This window comes from Leptolyngbya sp. AN02str, assembly GCF_050565595.1.
Taxonomy (GTDB): domain Bacteria; phylum Cyanobacteriota; class Cyanobacteriia; order Elainellales; family Elainellaceae; genus Kaiparowitsia.
In genome coordinates this window covers 83444-104164 of sequence record NZ_JBNXVR010000003.1, presented here as the reverse complement: position 1 = coordinate 104164, position 20721 = coordinate 83444, and the positions used below count along the sequence as shown (strand labels likewise).

The 20721-nt window shown below is 54.5% G+C and carries 18 protein-coding genes; 7 read left to right on the top strand and 11 right to left on the bottom strand.

Annotation, left to right across the window (positions count from 1 at the left end; all coding sequences use genetic code 11):
• Window positions 1–90 precede the first annotated feature (90 nt).
• The 3 genes from ACQ4M4_RS03390 to ACQ4M4_RS03380 all read right to left on the bottom strand — a co-directional run bounded on the left by ACQ4M4_RS03390 (window position 91) and on the right by ACQ4M4_RS03380 (window position 2261).
• A complete protein-coding gene (locus ACQ4M4_RS03390; protein WP_430683052.1) occupies window positions 91–702 on the bottom strand; it encodes a (2Fe-2S) ferredoxin domain-containing protein in 612 nt (203 codons plus the stop codon).
• Window positions 703–889: 187 nt separating this feature from the next.
• Window positions 890–1159 carry an Asr1405/Asl0597 family protein gene (locus tag ACQ4M4_RS03385; protein WP_430683051.1) on the bottom strand — a complete coding sequence of 90 codons (270 nt, stop codon included), beginning with the start codon at window positions 1157–1159 and terminating at the stop codon, window positions 890–892.
• Between the two features lie 631 nt (window positions 1160–1790).
• Window positions 1791–2261, bottom strand: coding sequence for a hypothetical protein (locus ACQ4M4_RS03380; protein WP_430683050.1), 471 nt, complete (start codon window positions 2259–2261; stop codon window positions 1791–1793).
• A gap of 277 nt (window positions 2262–2538) precedes the next feature.
• Between ACQ4M4_RS03380 and rlmD the strand changes: the two genes are divergently transcribed.
• The 3 genes from rlmD (at window position 2539) to clpB (ending at window position 8104) form a co-directional block, all read left to right on the top strand.
• Window positions 2539–3993 (top strand): 23S rRNA (uracil(1939)-C(5))-methyltransferase RlmD, encoded by a 1455-nt coding sequence (rlmD, locus tag ACQ4M4_RS03375; RefSeq protein WP_430683049.1) that lies wholly within the window; start codon window positions 2539–2541, stop codon window positions 3991–3993.
• Between the two features lie 33 nt (window positions 3994–4026).
• Entirely contained in the window at window positions 4027–5091 is a 1065-nt protein-coding gene (gene lpxD / locus ACQ4M4_RS03370) for a UDP-3-O-(3-hydroxymyristoyl)glucosamine N-acyltransferase (RefSeq protein WP_430683048.1), read from the top strand.
• 283 nt (window positions 5092–5374) lie between these two features.
• Window positions 5375–8104 (top strand): ATP-dependent chaperone ClpB, encoded by a 2730-nt coding sequence (gene clpB, locus ACQ4M4_RS03365; protein ID WP_430683047.1) that lies wholly within the window; start codon window positions 5375–5377, stop codon window positions 8102–8104.
• Between the two features lie 101 nt (window positions 8105–8205).
• Here the strand turns inward: clpB and ACQ4M4_RS03360 are convergent, their stop codons facing one another.
• The gene (locus ACQ4M4_RS03360) at window positions 8206–8949 is read right to left on the bottom strand and encodes a carbonic anhydrase (protein WP_430683046.1); all 744 of its coding nucleotides are present in this window, start codon (window positions 8947–8949) and stop codon (window positions 8206–8208) included.
• Window positions 8950–8989: 40 nt separating this feature from the next.
• Window positions 8990–10189, bottom strand: a complete 1200-nt coding sequence (locus tag ACQ4M4_RS03355) for an FAD-dependent monooxygenase (RefSeq protein ID WP_430683045.1) — start codon at window positions 10187–10189, stop codon at window positions 8990–8992.
• A gap of 217 nt (window positions 10190–10406) precedes the next feature.
• Here ACQ4M4_RS03355 and ACQ4M4_RS03350 point away from each other — a divergent pair, with 217 nt between their 5' ends.
• Window positions 10407–10676, top strand: coding sequence for a YciI family protein (locus ACQ4M4_RS03350; protein WP_430683044.1), 270 nt, complete (start codon window positions 10407–10409; stop codon window positions 10674–10676).
• A gap of 233 nt (window positions 10677–10909) precedes the next feature.
• Here ACQ4M4_RS03350 and hpxZ read toward each other — a convergent pair whose 3' ends face one another.
• Window positions 10910–11281: an oxalurate catabolism protein HpxZ gene (hpxZ, locus tag ACQ4M4_RS03345; protein ID WP_430683043.1), complete on the bottom strand. Its 372-nt coding sequence runs from the start codon at window positions 11279–11281 to the stop codon at window positions 10910–10912.
• A 38-nt stretch (window positions 11282–11319) separates the two neighbouring features.
• Window positions 11320–13347 (bottom strand): DICT sensory domain-containing protein, encoded by a 2028-nt coding sequence (locus tag ACQ4M4_RS03340; protein ID WP_430683042.1) that lies wholly within the window; start codon window positions 13345–13347, stop codon window positions 11320–11322.
• Window positions 13348–13764: 417 nt separating this feature from the next.
• Between ACQ4M4_RS03340 and ACQ4M4_RS03335 the strand changes: the two genes are divergently transcribed.
• Entirely contained in the window at window positions 13765–14373 is a 609-nt protein-coding gene (locus ACQ4M4_RS03335; RefSeq protein WP_430683041.1) for a hypothetical protein, read from the top strand.
• Here ACQ4M4_RS03335 and ACQ4M4_RS03330 read toward each other — a convergent pair.
• Window positions 14312–15538 (bottom strand): extracellular solute-binding protein, encoded by a 1227-nt coding sequence (locus ACQ4M4_RS03330; RefSeq protein WP_430683040.1) that lies wholly within the window; start codon window positions 15536–15538, stop codon window positions 14312–14314. The two genes, ACQ4M4_RS03335 and ACQ4M4_RS03330, sit on opposite strands and share 62 nt — an antisense overlap.
• Window positions 15535–16179, bottom strand: coding sequence for a phycobiliprotein lyase (locus ACQ4M4_RS03325; protein WP_430683039.1), 645 nt, complete (start codon window positions 16177–16179; stop codon window positions 15535–15537). The genes ACQ4M4_RS03330 and ACQ4M4_RS03325 overlap by 4 nt, the downstream gene beginning before the upstream one ends.
• Window positions 16180–16897: 718 nt before the next feature.
• On the opposite strand from ACQ4M4_RS03325, the gene ACQ4M4_RS03320 reads away from it, so the two are divergent.
• Window positions 16898–17188 (top strand): hypothetical protein, encoded by a 291-nt coding sequence (locus ACQ4M4_RS03320; protein WP_430683038.1) that lies wholly within the window; start codon window positions 16898–16900, stop codon window positions 17186–17188.
• A gap of 7 nt (window positions 17189–17195) precedes the next feature.
• Here the strand turns inward: ACQ4M4_RS03320 and cobT are convergent, their stop codons facing one another.
• Together cobT and ACQ4M4_RS03310 are read right to left on the bottom strand one after the other, a co-directional pair.
• Complete coding sequence (gene cobT / locus ACQ4M4_RS03315; protein ID WP_430683037.1) at window positions 17196–18350, bottom strand: nicotinate mononucleotide-dependent phosphoribosyltransferase CobT; 1155 nt, start codon at window positions 18348–18350, stop codon at window positions 17196–17198.
• Window positions 18351–18416: 66 nt separating this feature from the next.
• Entirely contained in the window at window positions 18417–19229 is an 813-nt protein-coding gene (locus ACQ4M4_RS03310) for a DUF2232 domain-containing protein (RefSeq protein ID WP_430683036.1), read from the bottom strand.
• Window positions 19230–19498: 269 nt separating this feature from the next.
• On the opposite strand from ACQ4M4_RS03310, the gene ACQ4M4_RS03305 reads away from it, so the two are divergent.
• The gene (locus ACQ4M4_RS03305) at window positions 19499–20662 is read left to right on the top strand and encodes an AI-2E family transporter (RefSeq protein ID WP_430683035.1); all 1164 of its coding nucleotides are present in this window, start codon (window positions 19499–19501) and stop codon (window positions 20660–20662) included.
• Window positions 20663–20721 lie beyond the last annotated feature (59 nt).

Below are 20721 nucleotides of genomic sequence, written 5' to 3'. Positions count from 1 at the left end.
GTTTTTTTGACAAATATCATCCCTCGTTAGCGCGCTCAGGATTATAGATTCAAATTAGTTTATGGCGTGGCTTGAAGGTGGGGCGATCGACTAGGGCGTTGAATGAACTTTTACAGATGTAGGGAAGTGGCGATCCACAACATGGGCGACTTCGTCGGGTCGAATGCGGGTATATCGCGTCTTGTCAGGCATGACCACATGGGGGCCAGCCTTGCACTGCTTCATACAGCCTGTTCCCTTAATGGTGACGTGCTCATCTAGTTGGCGATCGCCCAATTCAGCTTGGAGAGCAGCCATCACAGCCTTGCCTCCGCGTTTGCAACAATCCGACTTTTGGCACACCAAAATACAGGGTTTAGACTTCACTGTTTCCCGCTTTGCAGCGGGTGCAGGAGGAACAGATTCAGCCGTTTGTCCTGGAGGTTGCACCAAGGGCATTGCTCCCAAGCCAATGTGTACTGCTTTGAACTTAATCGTACCGTCTTCGTAGTCCAGGGATTGAGTACCAACCAGTTGCAACCAATCGCCCGGAGTCAAAACGTGCCGACACGAGGCTCGTGCTTCTTTGCTCAGCTTGATGTACAGCTCTCCCGTTGCCGTTGCTAAGCGCAGACCCCTGACCTTATACCCATCTTTTTTAACGAGTTCTAAAAGCCGACCTTCTAGTTGAAATGGAAGTTTGGAACTTTTAAAGCTACCCATGTGTGAATAAACCCTATTTCAAAACGTGAACAAAAAAGAAACTGGTCGTAAACTCAACCCTGAAACGTAAAAGCGTTGTGTCCAACATGGCTTAACCAACGCAAATTGCACGTACGAATGAGGCGATGTTAACTAACGGGACAATTTGCATTGGCGATCGCTTGAACTGCGGTTGCACGGAAGACGGTTAAGACGATCGCCAGCAGCGTGCTAACCAGTTGAGGTGGGCTGTGCGAGAACCCGTCAATTGCTGCATCACGCTCCAGAGTTGAATTGCATCCACTGGAGAGTCAATTTGGGCGCGGAAGCTGCCATCGGGCAGGCAGTTGCAGGCAATTCCTAAATCTTGTAAGCGGTAGCACACGAGCCAGCGATCGCTACGGTTAATCGAAACAACATGCTGATCAGCCGAAAAAAAGCCAGCGTCTTTTACGGAGTCAGGAGTGAAGTCATTCATGGGTTGTAACAAGGGACTGTGAACCAAACGAAGAGATGGCCAAGCCTTGCACAGAACCGACAGATGGCGGCGAAGCAAACGAGTCCATGCAGAAGACCAACCAGAGGGTGCAGCGTGGCTCAACCAAAGCCCAATAGCTGAAAACTAGCCTGGGCTTTGATCATGAAACCGCAAGCAGCTTATTGATTAGCTTTCTCAATAAGCTCTTACATATACCCTACATCAGGATGCCCTGATTTGAAAATTATTTTCAATAAGGAATCTTGATTCCTCCATAAAACCAGCAGAGCCAGAGCTCTGAAACGCTCTGCTGGATGAGGCTAGAGCGGCTTTCAATTCCGCCAGGTCATTCGACAAACCACCAGAAGGTCATCAATACATAGGGCTTGCAGTGCCAATACTTATGGATCATACGCATGGCACACCATCCCTATCATGCTGAAAATTCTCAAAACCAGAACAAACCCATTTCCCAACTCAAATCGCATCCGAAGGCTCGAAAGGTCTTTGCTGTAGGCGACGTTCACAAACCAGAACTCAGCTGCATCGGTGATAATTACCGTCAAAACTTACGCAGTTGAATGATTTTTCCGATGAGGTGTGTCAGTCCTACACCAAAAATCCTGGTCAGCTATGCTGTGTGGGTAATTTGCTGGCTCAAGTACTGGAGCAGCTCTCCCAAGGTTTCTACTTCCAGGTCTTCTAAATAGGGATTAAGTTCTACCCCAAACTGAAGCTGAATATCGTCGCACAGGGTGAGATACCAGTCATACCAGCACACCCCTGTCCAGCACAGATCTTCTTCTAGGCGATCGCTCGGCAAAAGTTGGGCCATGTCCAGGCCACTGTATTTGGGAAGCTGAGTAAAGGCAAACTCGGCGATCGCAATATCAATATGATTTGGCGCACCATAAGCTGCTTGCCAATCGAGTAGGCTGAGCGCAGGCCGGGTTTGCAGCCCTTGGGTGACCCGACGGCGCAATTTCAGGTCCGGGCTCAGAATGTCGTAGGTATTGAGGCTGGGAAGAAAATTGAAAATCCGCTGCCACATAAATCGGGAATCTTGAGCGCTCGTACCGTAGCTTTCCCAAAGTATTCCCATCCCCCGTTGAATCTCTCAGGTTTGCAATAAACGGCTTGCGTACTTACACATCGACCACATCGACAATTTCACAGGAGTTACGCAATTGGATGCTGAATCGTGAGCTAGACTTGGCACCCATCCTCCAAAACCATTCAGTTCTGCCCAACGTGTGTAAGCCCCGTTCATACGGGTAACAGTCATACGGGTAAGAGCAGAATCGGTTCACGAAGTTTCGCACTCGCTTGGAGCGATGCGCGTTAGCGTATGATCAGTCTTTTTATTACTGAGCCGATCCGTGACCTCAAACTCTCTTCCCGATGCAGCCTCCGATGCAAGCCAGGACGCTGCGCCAAACGGGGCTCCTGCCGTCAATACTCCACTGCCACCTGCTGCCCCTCAATGGCGTCAGGGCGAGCTAATCGATCTCACCATTTCTGACCTAAACCACAATGGCGAAGGAGTGGGCCGTTGGGATGGGCGTGTTGTGTTTGTGGGGGATACGGCTGTTGGCGATCGCATTTTGGCGCGGCTTGTGCGGGTAAAGCCAACCTATGCCTATGCCAAGCTGTTTGATGTATTGGATGCCTCGCCACAGCGTGTGCGGCCCCGCTGCATTGTGGCCGACAAATGCGGTGGGTGCCAATGGCAGCATGTGGACTATGCCTTTCAGCAAACGGTCAAGCGCAACTTGGTAGTGCAAGATTTGGAGCGCATTGGCGGATTTAGCCATCCTCCGGTTGACCCGCTGCTGCCCGTGGCGCATCCACTAGCCTATCGCAACAAGGCCACCTATCCGCTGGGGCGATCGCCCCAGGGACAAGTGCAAGCCGGGTATTACCAAAAAGGCAGCCACAGCCTAATCAACCTGAACCAGTGCCCGATTCAAGATCAACGGCTCAATCCCTTACTGGCAGACATCAAACACGATTTACAAACCCGGGGTTGGAGTATTTACAAAGAGTCTGAGCATCGCGGCAAACTCAAGTATTTGAGTTTGCGAATTGGGCAACGGACGGGCGAGCAGCTGCTGACCCTCGTTTCCACGGGTGGCGGGCTGGAGGGGTTGACCGAGCAGGCCGAAGCGTGGATGGCTCGTTATCCCGACTTGGTGGGTGTGCTGCTGAACCTCAATCCTAAACGTGGAAATGCAATTTTTGGCTCTGAAACGCAGTTGGTGGCTGGACAAGGCTACTTGCGAGAAGAGTTTGCAGGATTGGAATTTCGGATTCATCCAACCACGTTTTTTCAGGTGAATACGGAGCAAGCAGAAGCATTGCTGAATGTGATTGAAGCAGAGCTGAACCTGACCGGAACCGAAACGGTGCTGGATGCCTACGCTGGTATTGGCACGCTGACGTTGCCCCTGGCAAAACGGGCAAAGGAGGCGATCGCCCTGGAAGTGCAGCCAGAGGCGGTGGTACAGGCAAAAATTAACGCTGAAATCAACCATATTGAGAATGTGGCGTTCCACACCGGAGCCGTGGAAACATTGCTGCCCACGCTGGAGGTGCATCCCGATGTGGTGGTGCTAGACCCACCCCGCAAAGGCTGCGACCCTGCCGTACTGCAAACGCTGCTGCTCACCCAGCCAGAGCGCATTGTGTACATGAGCTGCAACCCCTCCACGCTGGCCCGCGACCTCAAGATATTGTGTGCGGAGGGGCACTACCAACTTACCCGCGTGCAGCCTGCCGATTTCTTTCCGCAAACGGCTCACGTTGAGTGCGCTGCATTTCTGGTACGTTTATGACGAAATGCGATCGCAGCACAAAGGATAGTCACGATGGGGATGAAATTTAGCGAGGTGGTGCAAGCCCTGGGTCACACAGGGGCTACCAACCTGACAACTCACGCCGAACACAACCCAGAAATTCTTGGAGTGGCGGCGATCGATGAGGCATCTCCGGGTCTGTTGTCCTATGTGGATGGCGGCAAGTTTGCAGCTCAGGTCGCCACGACCCAGGCCAGCGCTTTGATTCTGCCCATGGATGAGACGTTGCAAGCCCAGGCCACCGAACGCAGCATCGCCTGGATTGCCACCAAGCAACCGCGTCTGGTGTTTGCGCAGGCGATCGCCCTGTTCTACAAACCCTATCAGCTCCCGGCGGGCATCCATCCCACGGCGGTGATTGACCCATCGGTGACGTTGGGCCAGGATGTGGCGATCGGTGCCCATGTCGTGATTCAGGCGGGCTGCACCATTGGCAACGGCGTGTGCATTCATCCCAATGTGGTGGTGTATCCTCAGGCTTCTGTGGGCGATCGCACCGTGCTCCATGCCAACTGCGTCATCCACGAGCGCAGCCAAGTTGGGGCCAACTGCGTCATCCATGCTGGAGCCGTCATTGGCTCTGAGGGATTTGGCTTTGTGCCCACTGCCGAGGGGTGGCTCAAGATGGAGCAATCGGGCATTACCGTATTGGAAGATGGCGTGGAAATTGGCTGCAACAGCGCCGTCGATCGGCCCGCTGTGGGCGAAACTCGCATTGGCCGCTACACCAAACTCGATAACTTTGTGCAAGTAGGGCACGGCTGCACCATTGGCCAAGCCTGTGCGATCGCCGCCCACACCGGATTAGCAGGGGGCGTACAGCTCGGCAATCGGGTCATTTTGGGTGGACAAGTCGGCGTTTCCAACCAAACCAAAATTGGCGACGGAGCCCAAGCCGGAGCCCAAGCCGGCATCCATAGCGATGTCGCCCCCGGCGAAGTCGTGGTTGGCACTCCAGCGATCGGCTATAAACTCTTCCTCAAAGTCTCCGCCATCATGAACCGTTTGCCAGACATGCATCAGACCGTGAAGCGATTGCAGAAGCAGATAGAGGGGAGCCAGGCGGACAGGGGCTAGGATTTAGGAGTTAGGGTCTAGGGAGAAAAAGGGGAATCGGGGGATAGAGAAGGGGCTAAGAATTTAGCGAATGCAAGCAGCTTCGCCGGTGGCGAAGCAAACGACTTTATAGCTTTCCTCCTAATCCCTATCTCCTGGCCCCTCATCCCTCTTCCTCCCAATTCCCCACTCCCCACTCCCTCTCTTCCCCTTAGCCCCTACCCCCTGCAAGGAATAATGCATACCCTTAGTTACAATTGATATCAGAGCTATTTGGTTTCGTTAGGAAACGCCATTTATATTTATGCAGCCAACTGATCCCAGCAAATTTACCGAAAAGGCGTGGGAAGCGATCGTGAAATCCCAGGATGTAGCGCGCACATACCGCCAGCAAAACCTGGAAGTGGAACATGTCGCGATCGCCCTGCTGGATCAGGAAGACATGGCAAATTCCATTTTGGACAAGGCAGGGATGGACTCGGCCCAACTGCGGCAAAAGCTAGATGCGTTTGCGGCGCGGCAGCCTAAGGTCACCTCGTCAGATTTGAGTCAGCTCTTTTTGGGACGCGGGTTGGATGTATTTCTGGATAAAGCAGAAACCGCGCGCAACAATTTTCAGGATGAGTTTATTTCGGTCGAGCATCTGCTGCTGGCGCTGTGTGAGGACGATCGCGTTGGGCGGCGGCTATTTCGAGCGGTCAATATTGAAACGAAAACCTTGGAGACGGCAGTACGAGCAATCCGAGGAAGTCAGCGGGTAACGAACCAAACGCCGGAATCGCAATATGCTGCGTTAGAGAAATACGGTCGCGATTTGACAGAACTCGCGCGGGAGAACAAGCTTGACCCGGTGATTGGTCGCGATGAAGAGATTCGTCGTGTAGTGCAGGTTCTCTCTCGCCGCAGTAAGAACAATCCGGTGCTGATTGGGGAACCGGGTGTGGGCAAAACGGCGATCGCCGAAGGGTTAGCTCAGCGCATCGTCAAGGAAGATGTGCCGGAATCCTTGAAGGGACGTAAGCTCATCTCGTTGGATATGGGTGCGCTGATTGCCGGAGCCAAGTATCGCGGGGAATTTGAGGAACGACTGCGGGCGGTGCTGAAGGAAGTGACGCACTCCGAAGGGCAAATCGTGCTGTTCATTGATGAGCTACATACGGTGGTGGGGGCGGGTTCTGCCAATGGCACCAATGACGCCAGCAACTTGCTCAAGCCCATGCTGGCGCGGGGAGAGTTGCGCTGTATTGGTGCGACTACGCTGGATGAGTACCGCAAGCATATCGAGAAGGATGCGGCCTTAGAGCGTCGGTTCCAGCAGGTCTACATCGGCCAGCCCACAGTAGATGACACGATCTCCATTCTGCGCGGACTGAAGGATCGCTACCAGGTGCACCACAACGTCACCATTACGGATGCGGCATTGGTGGCAGCGGCGACTCTGAGCGATCGCTACATTACCGATCGATTCCTTCCAGACAAAGCGATTGACCTGGTGGATGAGGCAGCCGCCAAGCTGAAGATGGAAGCCACATCTAAACCCGTAGAGCTGGAGACCATTGAACGGCGGATTCGTCAGCTGGAAATTGAAAAGCGATCGCTCGAAAGTGAAGGCACCCAAATCGGCTTTACCAACCCTGCTTTCCGCGCATCCAAAGAAAAGCTCGATCGCTTAGAAAAAGAAATTGCAACACTCACACCCGAAAAGCAAAGCCTGACGGAACAGTGGGAGTCTGAAAAAACTATCCAAACCGAAATCAAAGCGCTGCGGGAAGAAGAGGAAAAGCTGCGCCGCCAAATCGAAAAGGCCGAGCGGGAGTACGACCTCAACACCGTGGCTCAGCTCAAGTACGGCCGCATGGAAACGGTGCATCAGGAGCTGGAAGCCAAGGAAGCCTCGCTGCTGGAAATCCAAAATCGCAATGGATCGGCCTTGCTAAAGCAGCAAGTAACGGAAGAAGACATTGCCGAAATCGTCGCCAAATGGACGGGTATTCCGGTCAACCGTCTGCTGGAAACCGAACGGCAGAAGCTGCTGAGCCTGGAGAGCTATCTGCATGAGCGGGTGATTGGCCAGCAGGAAGCAGTGGCAGCGGTAGCAGCGGCCATTCGTCGGGCGCGATCGGGGCTGAAAGATCCGGGTCGGCCCATCGGCTCCTTTATGTTCCTGGGGCCAACCGGCGTGGGCAAGACCGAGCTGGCCCGCACCCTGGCCGAGTGCCTGTTCGATTCTGAAGATGCCTTGGTACGCATCGACATGTCGGAATATATGGAGAAGCACGCCGTATCGCGCCTGGTGGGTGCGCCTCCGGGATATGTGGGCTACGAGGAAGGCGGCCAGCTCACCGAGTCTGTGCGGCGACGACCCTACTCCGTGGTGCTGCTGGACGAGGTGGAGAAGGCTCACCCCGATGTGTTCAATATTTTGCTGCAAGTACTGGATGACGGACGCATTACCGATTCCCAAGGGCGCACGGTCGATTTCCGCAACACGATTGTGGTGATGACCAGCAACATCGGCAGCGAGTACATTCTGGATGTGTCGGGCGATGATTCGCAATACGAAGAGATGCGCAAGCGCGTGATGGATGCTCTGCGCAACCACTTCCGCCCCGAATTCCTCAACCGGGTGGATGACATCATTCTGTTCCACGCGCTGAACTTGAAGGAGCTACGGCAGATTGTGGGCATTCAGCTCAAGCGCTTGCATCGCCTGCTGGCCGAGCAAAAGATTATGCTTCAGCTCACCACCGCAGCACAGAACCACATCGCCGATGCAGGATTCGATCCAGTCTATGGAGCGCGTCCGCTGAAGCGAGCCATTCAGCGCGAAATTGAGAACCCGCTGGCGACCAAGCTGCTGGAGAACGTGTTCGTTTCAGGCGACACCATTTTGGTGGATGCCAAGGAAGGCCGGCTCATCTTCGGCAAGAAGAAGGTCGCAGCCAAGCAGCCACCCAAGGTGGATAGCCATAAAGCGGATGGTTCTGCCAAAGCCGACAGCCAGCCAACTCCCAAGGTTGCGGCTGAAAATTAGAGTGGGTTTCGGCTTCGCTCAACGCACGGTGATTGGCCGAGTAGGTTTCGACTTTGCTCAACCTGCGTTTGCTGTTGGCAAAGGTCAGATAAATCGTTTACTCACCGTTGAATTGGGCGGGCATTGCGGGGATAGAGTGCCGCAAACCGCTCAATTTGCGCTTTGGACAGTTCGACAGACTGCTGCATGACGAGCCAGGTTACGCCTTCGGTGCAGGGTGGCGTGGTGAGGGAGCCGCTGTAGGAAAAGAAGTGGCGATCGCCCGGCAATAGTTCTCTCGCATCTACCCGCAACTCCCGATTCACCTGCTCCACTCCCAACACATCAGGCAATCGGTCCCAAATCGGTTGCAGGGTTGCGTTGGGTTTGCCAGCTTGCAGCATCACGCCAACTACCGCCAGCTTTCCCGCATCGCTGCGATGGAGCAGGTGCAGTTCCATATCTGCAGGCTTGCCCTTGATGCGGTGTTCACTGGGGTGATGAAAGTGAAATTGAAGTAGGTGCAAGGTTTCGCCGTTGAGGGTGATGAAGCTGCCAGGTTCGTAGTTGACCTGGATTGTACGCCCAGTGTTGAGCAGGCGTAGTGGCGAGTCGGTGTAGTGAATTTCCAGGGGAACCGAGTCGTGTGGTGTGCCATCGGTGAGATTGATGGGCGACTGCGCGTGACCGATCGCACAGGTGGCAAAGTCAGGCGATAGCGTTCCCCAAGCACTGGGTTCGTTGGTGCCAACGTAGTCCCAAATTAGTTCCGATTGTTGAGCCAGGGCAGAACGGGCGATCGCCCCATGCAACGCCATACCCAAAACCTGAGCCGCACCCAATTTCAGAAGTCTGCGCCGATCCATCGTCACCAAGTCAATCAGGGTAAGTTGCCAACAGCAAACCCTACACCGTCAGGCGCACCGACGTAAAGCCTTCCCGCAGAGGAATTTGCCGCCGCTGCCAGGATAGCCGCAGTGGAATTTTGAATGAGGGAGGCACCAGCCGCAAAATTTGCCGCAGCACGGGCTGGTGACGAATTAGCTCTCCCTGCTTGGCTTCGGCTTGTTGAAGTCGTTGAGCCTTGGTGATTTCCGGCTGGCGCTCAGCCTGAATGCGGGGAAGCACCGCATCGATCGCTCCAGGGTCTGCATTGGCTTGCAGCAGCGGCACCAGATAGTCCGCCGCCACCATCACATCCCGAAGTGCCAGGTTAATGCCCTGTGCCCGAACGGGAGACATGGGATGGGCCGCATCACCCAACAACAATAGCCCTGGCTGCCACCATTGGGGACACTGCCCCACCAGCACCGACAGCTTCATCGGCGCTTCCAACGTTTCGGCATGAGTGCGGATGTGGTCGGCTAACCAGCTCATCTGGAGCGACGAAAACTCTGCTACCCAGTCCTTGTCTCTCCAGCGATCGCCCTCTGCTGCCGTCAGCACCCAGGCAATATGCAGCTTCCCCTCCTCCGCCCCGTGAAAAACGCTAAAGACGCGATCGCCATCCACAATTGTCGTAAACGTGTTGGCTTCCACAAATTTGGGATGAGCTGCCACCTTAAACCACAGCACATCAATGGCGCTGGGTTCGCTCACCAGTTCCAGTCCTGCCCGCTGCCGCACCCCAGAACTGCGCCCATCCGCCCCAATCACCAAATCGGCCTTGAGCTTGCGCCCATCCTGCAACACCACGCCTGCAATGCGATCGCCCTCTCGCCGTAGATCCTTGACGGGTATCCCACTCACAAACTCGAAGTGGGGATAGGTTTGCGCCTCTGCCACCAGCGCCTCCAACAACGGCGGCTGCGACACCAACGTACAGGGATGCTCCGCGCCCATCGGTTCAGGGACGTGAAAGAGAGGGCGATCGCCCAAAAAGAATTCCCAGCCATCGATCGGACGGTGAGGCACCTGCTCCATCAGCGGCAGCAAACCCATCTGCGCCAGCGCATCCAACCCGCTTGGCATCAGCCCCTCACCCCGAAACACCCGCCGAAAATCCCGCGCCGCCTCCACCAGCACCACAGAAATTCCCCGCTGCACCAGCAGCAGCGCCAACGTCGCCCCCGTTGGGCCAGCACCCACAATTACAACCTGAGACATCACACCAATTTTGGATCGTTGATTTTTGATTTCGGCCAGAACCTTACTTCGTACCACAGCTTATGCTGGTTGGGCAGTGCCCAAGCGACTCCCGATTTCCGATTCCCGGCTCTCCTTTTCCCACCAGCCTCTAACCCCTAAATCCTAGCCCCTTCCCTCCCCTAACCCCTTCTTTTTCATGGCATAGTAAGAACTTGTTCGCGTTCAAGAAAAAACGATGCCAAAGTACGTGATGTGGGGCAGCTATTGCGAGGATGTGCTGGAAAAACGCGCTCCCCATCGGCAGGCCCATTTGGATGGCCTTGCCAAGCAAAAAGAATCGGGAGTGCTGGTGACCATTGGCCCAACCCAGGATCTAACCAAAGTGTTTGCCATTTACGATGCGTCGGATGAAGCAACGGTACGCCAACTGGTAGAAGGCGATCCCTACTGGCAAAACGGCGTGTGGACCGAGTATGACGTGAAAGAGTGGATTCAGGCGTTTTAGGAGTTGATTTTCCGACGAGGGTTTGGGGAGGGTCGGGAGTTGGGAGTCGGGAATTGGGAGTCGGGTTCAATCCACGAAACTCATGCGATGAAAAACCAAATTTGGCCTTTCCATCGCATTTTTGGTAATGTTCTAGACTTGTGGATGTGTGTGGTAGAAGGGCGACTCCACCGCCCTTCTACCACACACATCCACAACTATTAAACACAACCGCATTTTTGAGTTGAAGGGGTTTAGGTCAGGCGGGAGACGTGGGCACTCACGACGCGCCAGCCATCGGGAGTGCGCATCCAGGTTTGGGTTTGGCGACCCTGACCACCATCGGGGCGATGCAGCTCGGTATTAGCAGTGGCAAAGTCTTGGCCGTAGGTGGTGATGACGGTGTTGCTGAGGATACGGGAAAGGTTGGCAGGATTACGATTTTTGCGAAAGTTGGCGATCGCCTCATAGCCATACAGATTCTCAGTCGCACCGTAGCGAATTGTGTGGGGGCTGTTCCAAAACAGCTCATCTAACACCGCCACATCATTCGTGACCAGGGCTTGCTCATACCGCTGAAAAGCCGCAGTCACCTCGGCAACTACATCGGGCAAATTGATCTCCATTCCCAAATATCCACTCGTTTACTGGTTCGATACGGCCGCTAACTTTTTTTGGCTTTGCGTTTTCGGGAGGCCACCTTGGGCGCAGGCTCCAAGTATACAGTTCCATGACCATTGCCATCGGAAAGGGCTTTTGCAAACGGAACTGTGAAATGGAAGCGACTGCCCTGGTCTCGTCCGGCCGATTCTGCCCAAATCGTACCACCCAACCCAGCAATAATTTGACGGCAAATGGCTAATCCCAGCCCGGTGCCACCTGCCGTACGACGCAGCGCCCCTTCTTCTTGATAGAAGCGATCGAACACATCTTCAAGACGGTTAGGCTCAATGCCGCGTCCGGTGTCGCTAATCGTGACCTCCAGCATGTTGCCGCCGTTGGGGTGGGCCTCAATCACCACCTCACCTTCCGATTCGGTAAATTTGCACGCATTATCCAACAGCTTGGACAACACTTCGACGAGCCATTCTCCATCGGCTCGCACCAGCGGTAACTCCGTGGGGATTTGGCTATTAATGGCGGGCAAGCAATTTTCGGACTGGCGTGTTTTGAGGCTGCTCAGGGCAAGATCAACGCATTCCTGAATTTCAATTGGCTCTAGGTGCCATTCCACCCGCCCGCTTTCCAATCGCGATAGCGTTAAAAAGTCTTGCACCAGTTTGCGCATGCGGTCCGCGTCGGATATTGCCGTGGAGAGCATGATTTGTCGCAGTTCAAGGGGCATATCGGGTTCGCTGGCCAAGCTCTCCAAACACACTTGAATGGTGGACAGGGGCGTGCGCAGCTCGTGTCCGGTGATGGCGATCAGGTTGCTGCGGGTACGCTCTAGCGCTTCTAGCTGCCGATTGAGCTCTTCTAAGTTGGCGTAGGATTCTGCCTGAATGATGGCCACACCCAACTGGCTGGCAATCGCCTCAATCAGCGCAATATCGGCCTCAGACCAAACATAGGGATCGCCCTGGCAGTGATGTAGTTCCACAATGCCCAGCAGGCGCCCCTGGTGAATGACCGGAGCCATCAGCCAGGAACGAATGTGCCAGCGATCGCACAGGGATCGAATAGCCTCCAAATCGATGGGAACCGCTTCGGATGGGGAATGGTGATCTACATCCGGCAGAGCGATCGCCACCGTATTGTGGGTTTCCACCACATGCTGAAACAGTGGATTGGTTTGGAGTGGCCAAATTTCGCCCAGCAGCGATGGAATCGCCTCATCTCGCCGGGACTCGTGGGAGATGAGTGCAGCCTCATCCTGCGACTTGCAGCGGTAGACCAGGCAACGGCACACATCCATCGCCTGCCGCAGTTCTTGCACCGCCACTCGAAAGATCGATTCTGGATCTAGGGATTGGCGAATGGCCGTGGTAATGGAGTTGATCAGCCGCTCCCGTCGTTCTTGCGCTGTAATCGAGCGATAGGCCTTGAGCAGTTTGTACTGCCCTGCCTGCAAATGGGTAACCAGCCGTTGAGCAAAGGGATCAGGGCCGACCTCTGTTGGGGTGGAGCTGGCTTGCTGAAGCAGCGGAGCCGCTGCTGCGACTTTGTCGGCCAGTTCGGGACGGTAAACCAAAATGCGGTTCAGCAAAATTTCAGCCGCCTGAATGCTGACATGGCGATCAAATGTCCAAATGCCCTCAAAGCGGCGGCTTTGGTCCATCGCCATTTCTGCAACGATGGTGCGATCGCTCAGGGCATTGCGTTCCCGACAAATAAGACAGGCAGAGTAATTGGCCCCAATAACTACCAAGTGCCACTCTTGGCTGAGTTGATCTGAGGGTTCAAAGGCGATCGTTTCGTACACCTCGGAACTATTCATGAAGCTGGTTTCGGGTGCGGCCAGCACATACACCTGCGAGGTGAGCGCCGCAATGCGCTGATAGCGGTGCGCCTCTTGCCGATAAAACCGCTCACGCTGAAAGCTGGCAATAATTAGCGGCTTTCCGCCTGCTGCCAGTACTTGGTCTTCCATCGCGTGAGAGAGCGCTGTCAGGGAAGACTTGAAATAGAGCTGAGGCCGCAACTGGGGCGAGCGGTCCAGCAGTTCATCGAGCACTGATGTCGAAATGCTCATGCCTAGCCTCGGTCAAACCAAACGGGATAAAACTCTACCCGACAACTTGCTGATGTCTAAATAAAACCATTCTATTCTCACCTGTGGCCGCACAACCTGTCATCTTTCATTGCGATCGCGCTTTCGCCATCATTCTTCCATCCGCTCACCTCGCTTGCACAGCGCTAGACGTGCTAATTCGCCAGCACCCATGCAAAATCGACCTGCCACCGTTGTTACCGTCAAGACTTACGCAGTTGAATGATTTTTGGAGCGCTAAGCGCTCCAAAAATCATTCAATCCCCTAGTTTTTTGGATGAAGTGTGTAAATCCTAACCGTTTGTTGTTACCGTTTTTGATCGGCATTGGCAATGCCCAGGCGGATCGGTTATCACCATAGATAGTTCAATTTTTGTTTCACTATCGGAAGGCAAGATCATGAAGGGCTGGCAGCAATGGCTCATGTTGATAGCTGGGGTAAGCATCACAGCCAGTAGTGCAGTGTTCGCTCCTAGTGCGATCGCCTTGAACGAAGAACTGGACTGGCAAACTCAAATTCTGCTATCTAATCCGTTTGATCCAAACTTGTTGAATGGCGATGAGCCTCGCGATCCCAATGTCATCTCTGCATTTGACATCTCGCAATCCGGGCTTACCGTCCCCAGCTTATGGTGGCTCGACCAGCAGTTTGGCGGCAAGCTACTTACCAATTGGTTTGCCTTTCCGGCCGAGGCCGCCGTTCCCCCGCGTATCGATCTGGTGGTCAACGCTCAGGTGTGGAGCCTGTACAACTATATGGAGCGCTATAGCTTTGTCAACCAGTTTGGCACTGCAGGCAATAGCTACGGCTACAACACGCGCGTATTTGATCGGCAGGGAAATCTGCTGGCGGCCTACGTTTGCGAATTTGAAGACAACGCGTCTACAGCCGTGGTCGTGCAGTCTGGGTGTTCCATTTTTATGGATGGGGGCGGGCGAAGCGGCCTCACAGGGCAGACGGCGGCTGCCGCATCTGGAGCCAATACTGTTGGTACTGCTCGGCGCTAGCAGGTTCCAAGCTCAGCAGAAACTCGCTGCGATCTAAAACATCTGTGCTAGGCAGCAGCAGCGGATTGTTTTGAAGGCTAGCGGGTAAAGCAGCGCGATCGCCCAAAATGACTGGAGAGGCAGCCGCTCCCAACAGAGACAGCCGCAGCGCGTTCTCTGGCTGCCAGCAATAGTTAATCCACTGTACGGCTAACTCATGGGCTGTCGGGGTGGTCGCCTGTCCTGTTGCGATCGCACCAGATGCCGTTGCGGGCTGCACCCACACATCCGCCGACAACACCGTGCCCGAAGCGGGAATTACCGCAGCCATGCGCCGATCTTTGCGCAGCACGGGCAACAGATCCGCCAGCCAACCCACGGCCACCCACGTATCTCCCAACATCAGCGGCTGCAAGTAAGCATCGGAACTATAGAACCGCACCTGTTGCTGCAAGGCCGCCAGTTTGGCGGAGAGCTGCGGCAGCGCTGCCAAATCTGTAGTATTGACCGATTGGCCCAGCGTTTTCAACGTCAAACCCAGCACCACTCGGGCATTATCCAAAATGGATATGCGCCGCTCTAAAACCGGGTTCCACAAATCATTCCAGTCGGCAGGTTGCCAGTCTACGGCTTGCAGTTTGTCGGTGCGGTAGGCGATCGCCAAGCCAGTCCAGCGATAGGGTGCCGCCCAAATCTGCCCAGCCGGATCGACAGCGCCCTCGGCATTACGGGTCATCAACGCCTGCCACGATTGGGGCAAGCGCTGCCAGCCAGCCAGTTGGCCCACATCCAACGGCTCAATCAGCTGTTGCCGAATGGCACGGGTCAACCAGGCATCTCCTAGCGACACCAGATTGGCAGTCTGCCCAGGTCGAGGAGTGCTAGCAGCGGTTGGAGATTGGCCTGACTGAGCCGATGCTTGAGCTGATTCCTGAGCGGTCTGCGTCGCGGCTTCGTGCCACCGCTGCAATTCTCGAAATGCGGTTGCCAAAGTTTTGACCTGGCGCACCGAGAGGGAACGGCCATTTGGCAAAGTGCGCTGAAAGTCTTTGAGGAGTTGTGGCGGCACCGACCCCTCCAGCAAATCCAGCCGCAAGCCCGAATTTCCAGTTTGGTTACATCCAGCCAAGCCGGATAACAGCGCCAGGCTGCCCATTCCCTGTAGTAGCGATCGCCGATTTATCACTGCCTGCGTTCAACCCCAAAACCAATCAAGTCTATCACTGTGGGCACCTCGCCTGCTGAGGGGCGCTGGTAGGTCACAATGGTGCGCATACGCATATCTGGCGCGACAAATCGCATTTGATCCACCGCTACCGATCGATTGTAAAACGTGGTCATTTCTAATGTTTGGCGAGCCGGCTGATAGGTAAATCGTCCGGCGATCGCCCCCGGATCAAAATAGCCTTCATTGCGCAAGTAATAGCCTCGAACAATATCACCATCCTCTTCCGAAACGACCGACGCAGAGGGCAGCAGCGGCGTAACAACGACATCTTGACGCACCACATACGCATCGGGCACAAACAAGGCTTTGAGGCTCATCGACACCGTTTCTCCCTTTTCAGATACCGTATCAAACGAAACGACAAAGCCCGGACACCCATTCGCCACCTCATCGGAGGTTAAATCGACTTGAGCATGCGCAAAAGGGCCATAGCCTTGTATCGACGCGGCCAACATGTGGCGCTTTGCCTCGGCACTCAAGCGATCAGCTCGGAACTCGGTGTGCGATCGCTCCACTTCTTCCCGCAAGACAAAATGGTAAATCCGCTCGGTGACCCATTTTCCATTGCACGCAACAAAAAAGTCCTGAAAACTTAGCATTTGAATTCCAAAACTCAACGATCCATTACCCTCACAATATCCAACTCAGATCAATCAGAATCAAGCCTTTTCATCGCCGATTTTAGCTCGTTTCACGCCATTTCCCATCAACAAAGGGATACCAAGATTCAGTCAACTCATGTCGGCTTGGATCCAAAGTTTCAGCATGATTCCTCATTCATAATTAGCGCCAATTTCTTACAGCAATTCGCCCCGAGTTCGCAGCTCTTATTTCCATCCCAAATCCGTACCCCGAGGGCCAAAACTGTTCATTGAGAACCTGTAGCAACCCGTAAAGTTACGAAGGCCACCAGGCAGAACAGACCACCCATCCATCGATTCGGGCTTCTCAAAGCCCCTACAACTGAGGCGATAAACGTCATTGCGAGTTCGACTAAAGTCTTACTCTACCGATAAACGATGCTGGTACTATTCATTCAAATACAAGAGTTCGTTGCTTCTAGCGTCTCAAAAACTTTCGTTTCTGCGAAATTGCGAAATTACGGCTAAATTCGCCAGTTTTTCATCTTGTGCAGGAATGTAATAACAAACGTTAAATGATTCAGGAATACGCTTTGTTTGTTCAATCCACTCTTTATGATGGAATGACACTTAATGGAACATAGGGCGTCAAATGGATTTACTCCAAGAACAAATTGCAAATTTGAATGCAAAAATTGACGCGCTGCGAAATCAGATAGATCAGCTCAGCAGCAGGATGTCTGATTCTCTGTCTGATAGTTCTTTGGCCGGAGATAAGGGCCTTCGCTCATCCTTAAGGTCTCAAGCTGGACGCTATTCTCAACAGCATCGTTACAGCTTGGATGCGGATATGGAACACAAAGATATCCTTTCAGATGCCGACTTTTTGGATACCGATAGCCACAGTGGTGAGCACAGTCTCTCGCCCGAACTTCAGATTCAGCGCCTAACCGCTCAGTTGACCGCTGCCTACAATCGCATCGCCGCACTTGAAGAACAGCTGTTGTCTAAGCGTATTGCCCATTAGACCCTCGCTAATGGTGTTGCTCAATGCGCAGTCTGTCAGCTAGGAGCTGTTCAACTTTGTGCTGCAATTGCGCGCATGACAAGCCCATCAGGTGAGCCGCGATCGCACAGCCTCCTGCTCCAACGCCTTCTTTGACATAGCCCACTTCGTAGGCACGGAGTTCTGGCATGCGAGATGTCGCAAAACTTAGGGGTGAGGCGAGCAGGGGAGCCTGCAATAAATCCGCCAAACCAACCGTATCTCCGCTGGGATCATCAACAACCCAGCGGGTGGTTCCTACAACGATGCGATCGCTCGCCCAGCCATATCCCTGGTGCTGGGCAATGGTTCGCGCTAAGGCGTACACCGCCAACATTTGAGTACCACCGGCCAGCAAGACCCCTTTGTGCTGGCTGGCAGCGATTGCCATGCCAGCCACGGCAATTTGCATGGGATCACCGACAGCAGCCACCACCTGGAACGGATCGACAGCCCCTTGGGTTATTCCCATGGGGGCTGTATCGTTGCGGCGGTGCGGTTGAACCAAGGACCCCAGGGGCGATCGCGCCAATCCCTGCTGCACCAGCTCCAGCTTTTGGGCATGGTTGCACTGCACATGGCTGCTATTCACCTTGTCGTGAGCCTTCCAACCCAGCCCCAGCAACACCCCCAGCGCTGTAGTGGTGCCCCCCACCACACATTCCCCAAGGACGAGATAGCCGTGGGAATCCTGGGCTGCCAGTTTGTGGCCCCACTCCATCCCAACTTGTAGCAAATGCTGCACCACGGCTAAATCAAGCGCGGCCCCTGTCGAAACGCAGCGCGCCGCCATTCCTCCCAACGCAATGTAAGGCACCGTGGGTGGATGTCGCAATCCCGCATCAAACAGCATGAGCGGCATATGGCAGGCGGTGATAGCCGCTTTGGAAATGAGGGCCGGAGAGACTCCTGCGACTAAGGGCGGTAGGGGAAATTTGGGCTGCGGTTGTGGCCCCCAGTACAAAAACTCGGCATCGGCGATCGCCGTGTACTCGCGATCGGTTGGGGTTGCCCCTGCTGCCGAAATGTCAGGAATCAGCCCCGTTTCGGTAAACCCCAGCACACAGGCAAACAGGGCCGATTGGTTGGCATAGCGCTCCAGCCAAGACGTGGCGATCGCCCGTTGAGAGTGAACCTGAATCATACCCAATTCTTCACCAGACCCACTGGCCAAATTCCCATGGCCCGCCTAAATTCTGCCAGCCTGCCGCTACTCTTCTTCAAAAATGACTTGCACCCAGCGCGGTGCTTGGGGAATGGGATTGCCCAAGCGAGACAACAACACCCAGGCCGCGAGATGAATCGTAAACACGTAGACTAAATCACTCAGCAAAACCGCCCCCACGGCAAAAATCTGAATTGCCTGTAGATTGACTGTTCCTAGTGCGCCAACGCCCAAAATGCCCCAGTCCACCAAGCGCGACACCAGCCACACCACAAAATCGGAAATTCGATTCGTCAGGTAGGCCCACAAGTCTTCACTTAGGAACAGAGACACCATCCACATGCGGACAAAAAAACCAGCCGTGGCCAGCAGGGTTCCCGTTGAAATGGAGCCCAGCCAGCTCATGTTGCGTTTCCAGCTCATGCCGAGCTGCACGCCCAACAGGCCATAGGGAATCAGAAACAGCAAACTCAGATATGGCCCCATCAGCACCGAGAGGAGTAGTCCCGTGACTAGCGTGGCCATCCATGCAGCGCGCCCACCCCAGCGCAGGTACACCAAAGCGGCTGGCAGCGGAAACAAAATTCGCATCCACGGAACCAGGCTGAGATAGTAACTCGCCAGCCACAGCAAACTCGCGGTGCTGGCTAAAAAAGCCGTCTCTACCAGGCTCAGCGGCGGTGGGGTGTGGTTGACCTGGAGGGGGGTTGGGCCTGCCTCGTGGCCAGAGGCCGGAGCTGGTGAACCTGGGTCGGCTCCGGTAAAAAAGGGATCATCCCACTCAGCATCAGCGGTATTCGGGCGATCGCGATCGCCGGGTAACGCAGCATCGGAACCGTGAGGAGGAGAACCACTCATGAGCCAGGAGAAACGTCAGCAGATCCTACTGTATCGCTGATTGCCATCCCTCGGGGGTACAAATCCTCGTAAAGATGGCTGCATCTACTGCAGGAACAGTCCGTTCGCCCGAATTCTGACGATAATAAAGGGAAGAACCCGATCGGACTAGCCGCATCAACCGCTGACTGTAGACTGCTGACTGTAGATTGAGCAATTTTGCTGCGTCAGCTGCACATCAATTCGTTTTAAGTTGATTCTCACGCCCCTTAGCTGCTTGCCCTGTTGCCATGTTGGATTCGTTACCCAAGCTGCCTCGCCTGCTCACCATTGGTCTCACATTCCCGTTGATTTTTCTGAACGGATGGCTGTTTCTACAGTTGGCCAATTCGCTTCAGCCGATGGTAACGACGCTCATTTCGGCAACCCTAATTGCCTTTTTGCTGGATTATCCCATTCGGTTTTTGCAAGAGCGTGGCGTCAAGCGCAGCATTGCGGTCTCCATTGTGCTGCTCGCCTTTGTCATGATTTTGGGCGTGCTGATCTTTTTCCTGGCACCCGTGATTGTGCGAGAGGCCAATGAGTTAATCAACCGCTTGCCAGAGTGGATTAAGTCGGGACAACAACAAATCAAATCCCTGGAAGCCTGGGCGATCGAGCAGCAGCTTCCGGTGGATGTCAGCACCAACCTCAACCAGCTCGTAGAGCGGTTAACCAGCCTGTTGCGATCGCTCACCAGTCAGCTGATCAGTGTCATCTTTAGCGCCATCGGCAGCATCGTCAATATTTTTCTGACCCTGGTATTTACCATTTTTTTGGTACTGCGGGGCGAAAAGCTGTGGAATGGCCTGCTGAGTTGGTTGCCGGCTCAGTGGGGCACGCTGGTACGGCGATCGCTCCCCCAAAACTTTGAACGGTTTATTGCGGGACAGGTCACCCTAGCCACAATCATTGGCGTGGTGCAAACAACGGCCATGGTCATTCTCCGCATTCCCCTCGCCGAACTGTTTGGATTTGGGATTGGCGTTGCCAGCTTGATTCCCTTTGGCGGCACAACCACCATCATTGTGGTGAGCTTGCTGCTAGCCCTGCAGAATTTTTGGCTTGGCGTGAAGGTGCTCATTGTCGCGGTGTTGATTAATCAAATTTGCGAAAACCTGCTTGGCCCTAGAATTGTGGGCGACCTGATTGGCCTAAACCCCGTGTGGATGCTGATTTCGCTGGATATTGGGCTTAAGCTGGGTGGCTTTTTGGGCCTGCTGATTGCAGTTCCCATGGCTAGCTTTATTAAGGCAACGGTCGATACGCTGCGCTCTTCGGTGCCGATGAGTTTGACGATGGCGGCTGAAGGGGTGAACCTGGAGGAACTGGGTGAGGCGATCGCCGAAGAAGATGCGATCGCCGAAGCCCGCACCAGTGGTGAAACATCAGGCGCAGGCCGGGGAAAAGAATAAGTTGACGTCAGTTTCGGTTCAGAGCTTTTCTGAGGTTTGTGCGACGCACAAACCTCAGA

Excerpts from the sequence above, each read along its gene's own strand:
- ACQ4M4_RS03390 (WP_430683052.1), bottom strand. The coding sequence starts at position 702 with ATGGGTAGCTTTAAAAGTTCCAAACTTCCATTTCAACTAGAAGGTCGG.
- ACQ4M4_RS03385 (WP_430683051.1), bottom strand. The coding sequence starts at position 1,159 with ATGAATGACTTCACTCCTGACTCCGTAAAAGACGCTGGCTTTTTTTCG.
- ACQ4M4_RS03380 (WP_430683050.1), bottom strand. The coding sequence starts at position 2,261 with ATGGGAATACTTTGGGAAAGCTACGGTACGAGCGCTCAAGATTCCCGA.
- lpxD (WP_430683048.1), top strand. The coding sequence starts at position 4,027 with ATGGGGATGAAATTTAGCGAGGTGGTGCAAGCCCTGGGTCACACAGGG.
- clpB (WP_430683047.1), top strand. The coding sequence starts at position 5,375 with ATGCAGCCAACTGATCCCAGCAAATTTACCGAAAAGGCGTGGGAAGCG.
- ACQ4M4_RS03360 (WP_430683046.1), bottom strand. The coding sequence starts at position 8,949 with ATGGATCGGCGCAGACTTCTGAAATTGGGTGCGGCTCAGGTTTTGGGT.
- ACQ4M4_RS03355 (WP_430683045.1), bottom strand. The coding sequence starts at position 10,189 with ATGTCTCAGGTTGTAATTGTGGGTGCTGGCCCAACGGGGGCGACGTTG.
- ACQ4M4_RS03350 (WP_430683044.1), top strand. The coding sequence starts at position 10,407 with ATGCCAAAGTACGTGATGTGGGGCAGCTATTGCGAGGATGTGCTGGAA.
- hpxZ (WP_430683043.1), bottom strand. The coding sequence starts at position 11,281 with ATGGAGATCAATTTGCCCGATGTAGTTGCCGAGGTGACTGCGGCTTTT.
- ACQ4M4_RS03340 (WP_430683042.1), bottom strand. The coding sequence starts at position 13,347 with ATGAGCATTTCGACATCAGTGCTCGATGAACTGCTGGACCGCTCGCCC.
- ACQ4M4_RS03335 (WP_430683041.1), top strand. The coding sequence starts at position 13,765 with ATGAAGGGCTGGCAGCAATGGCTCATGTTGATAGCTGGGGTAAGCATC.
- ACQ4M4_RS03325 (WP_430683039.1), bottom strand. The coding sequence starts at position 16,179 with ATGCTAAGTTTTCAGGACTTTTTTGTTGCGTGCAATGGAAAATGGGTC.
- ACQ4M4_RS03320 (WP_430683038.1), top strand. The coding sequence starts at position 16,898 with ATGTCTGATTCTCTGTCTGATAGTTCTTTGGCCGGAGATAAGGGCCTT.
- cobT (WP_430683037.1), bottom strand. The coding sequence starts at position 18,350 with ATGATTCAGGTTCACTCTCAACGGGCGATCGCCACGTCTTGGCTGGAG.
- ACQ4M4_RS03310 (WP_430683036.1), bottom strand. The coding sequence starts at position 19,229 with ATGAGTGGTTCTCCTCCTCACGGTTCCGATGCTGCGTTACCCGGCGAT.
- ACQ4M4_RS03305 (WP_430683035.1), top strand. The coding sequence starts at position 19,499 with ATGTTGGATTCGTTACCCAAGCTGCCTCGCCTGCTCACCATTGGTCTC.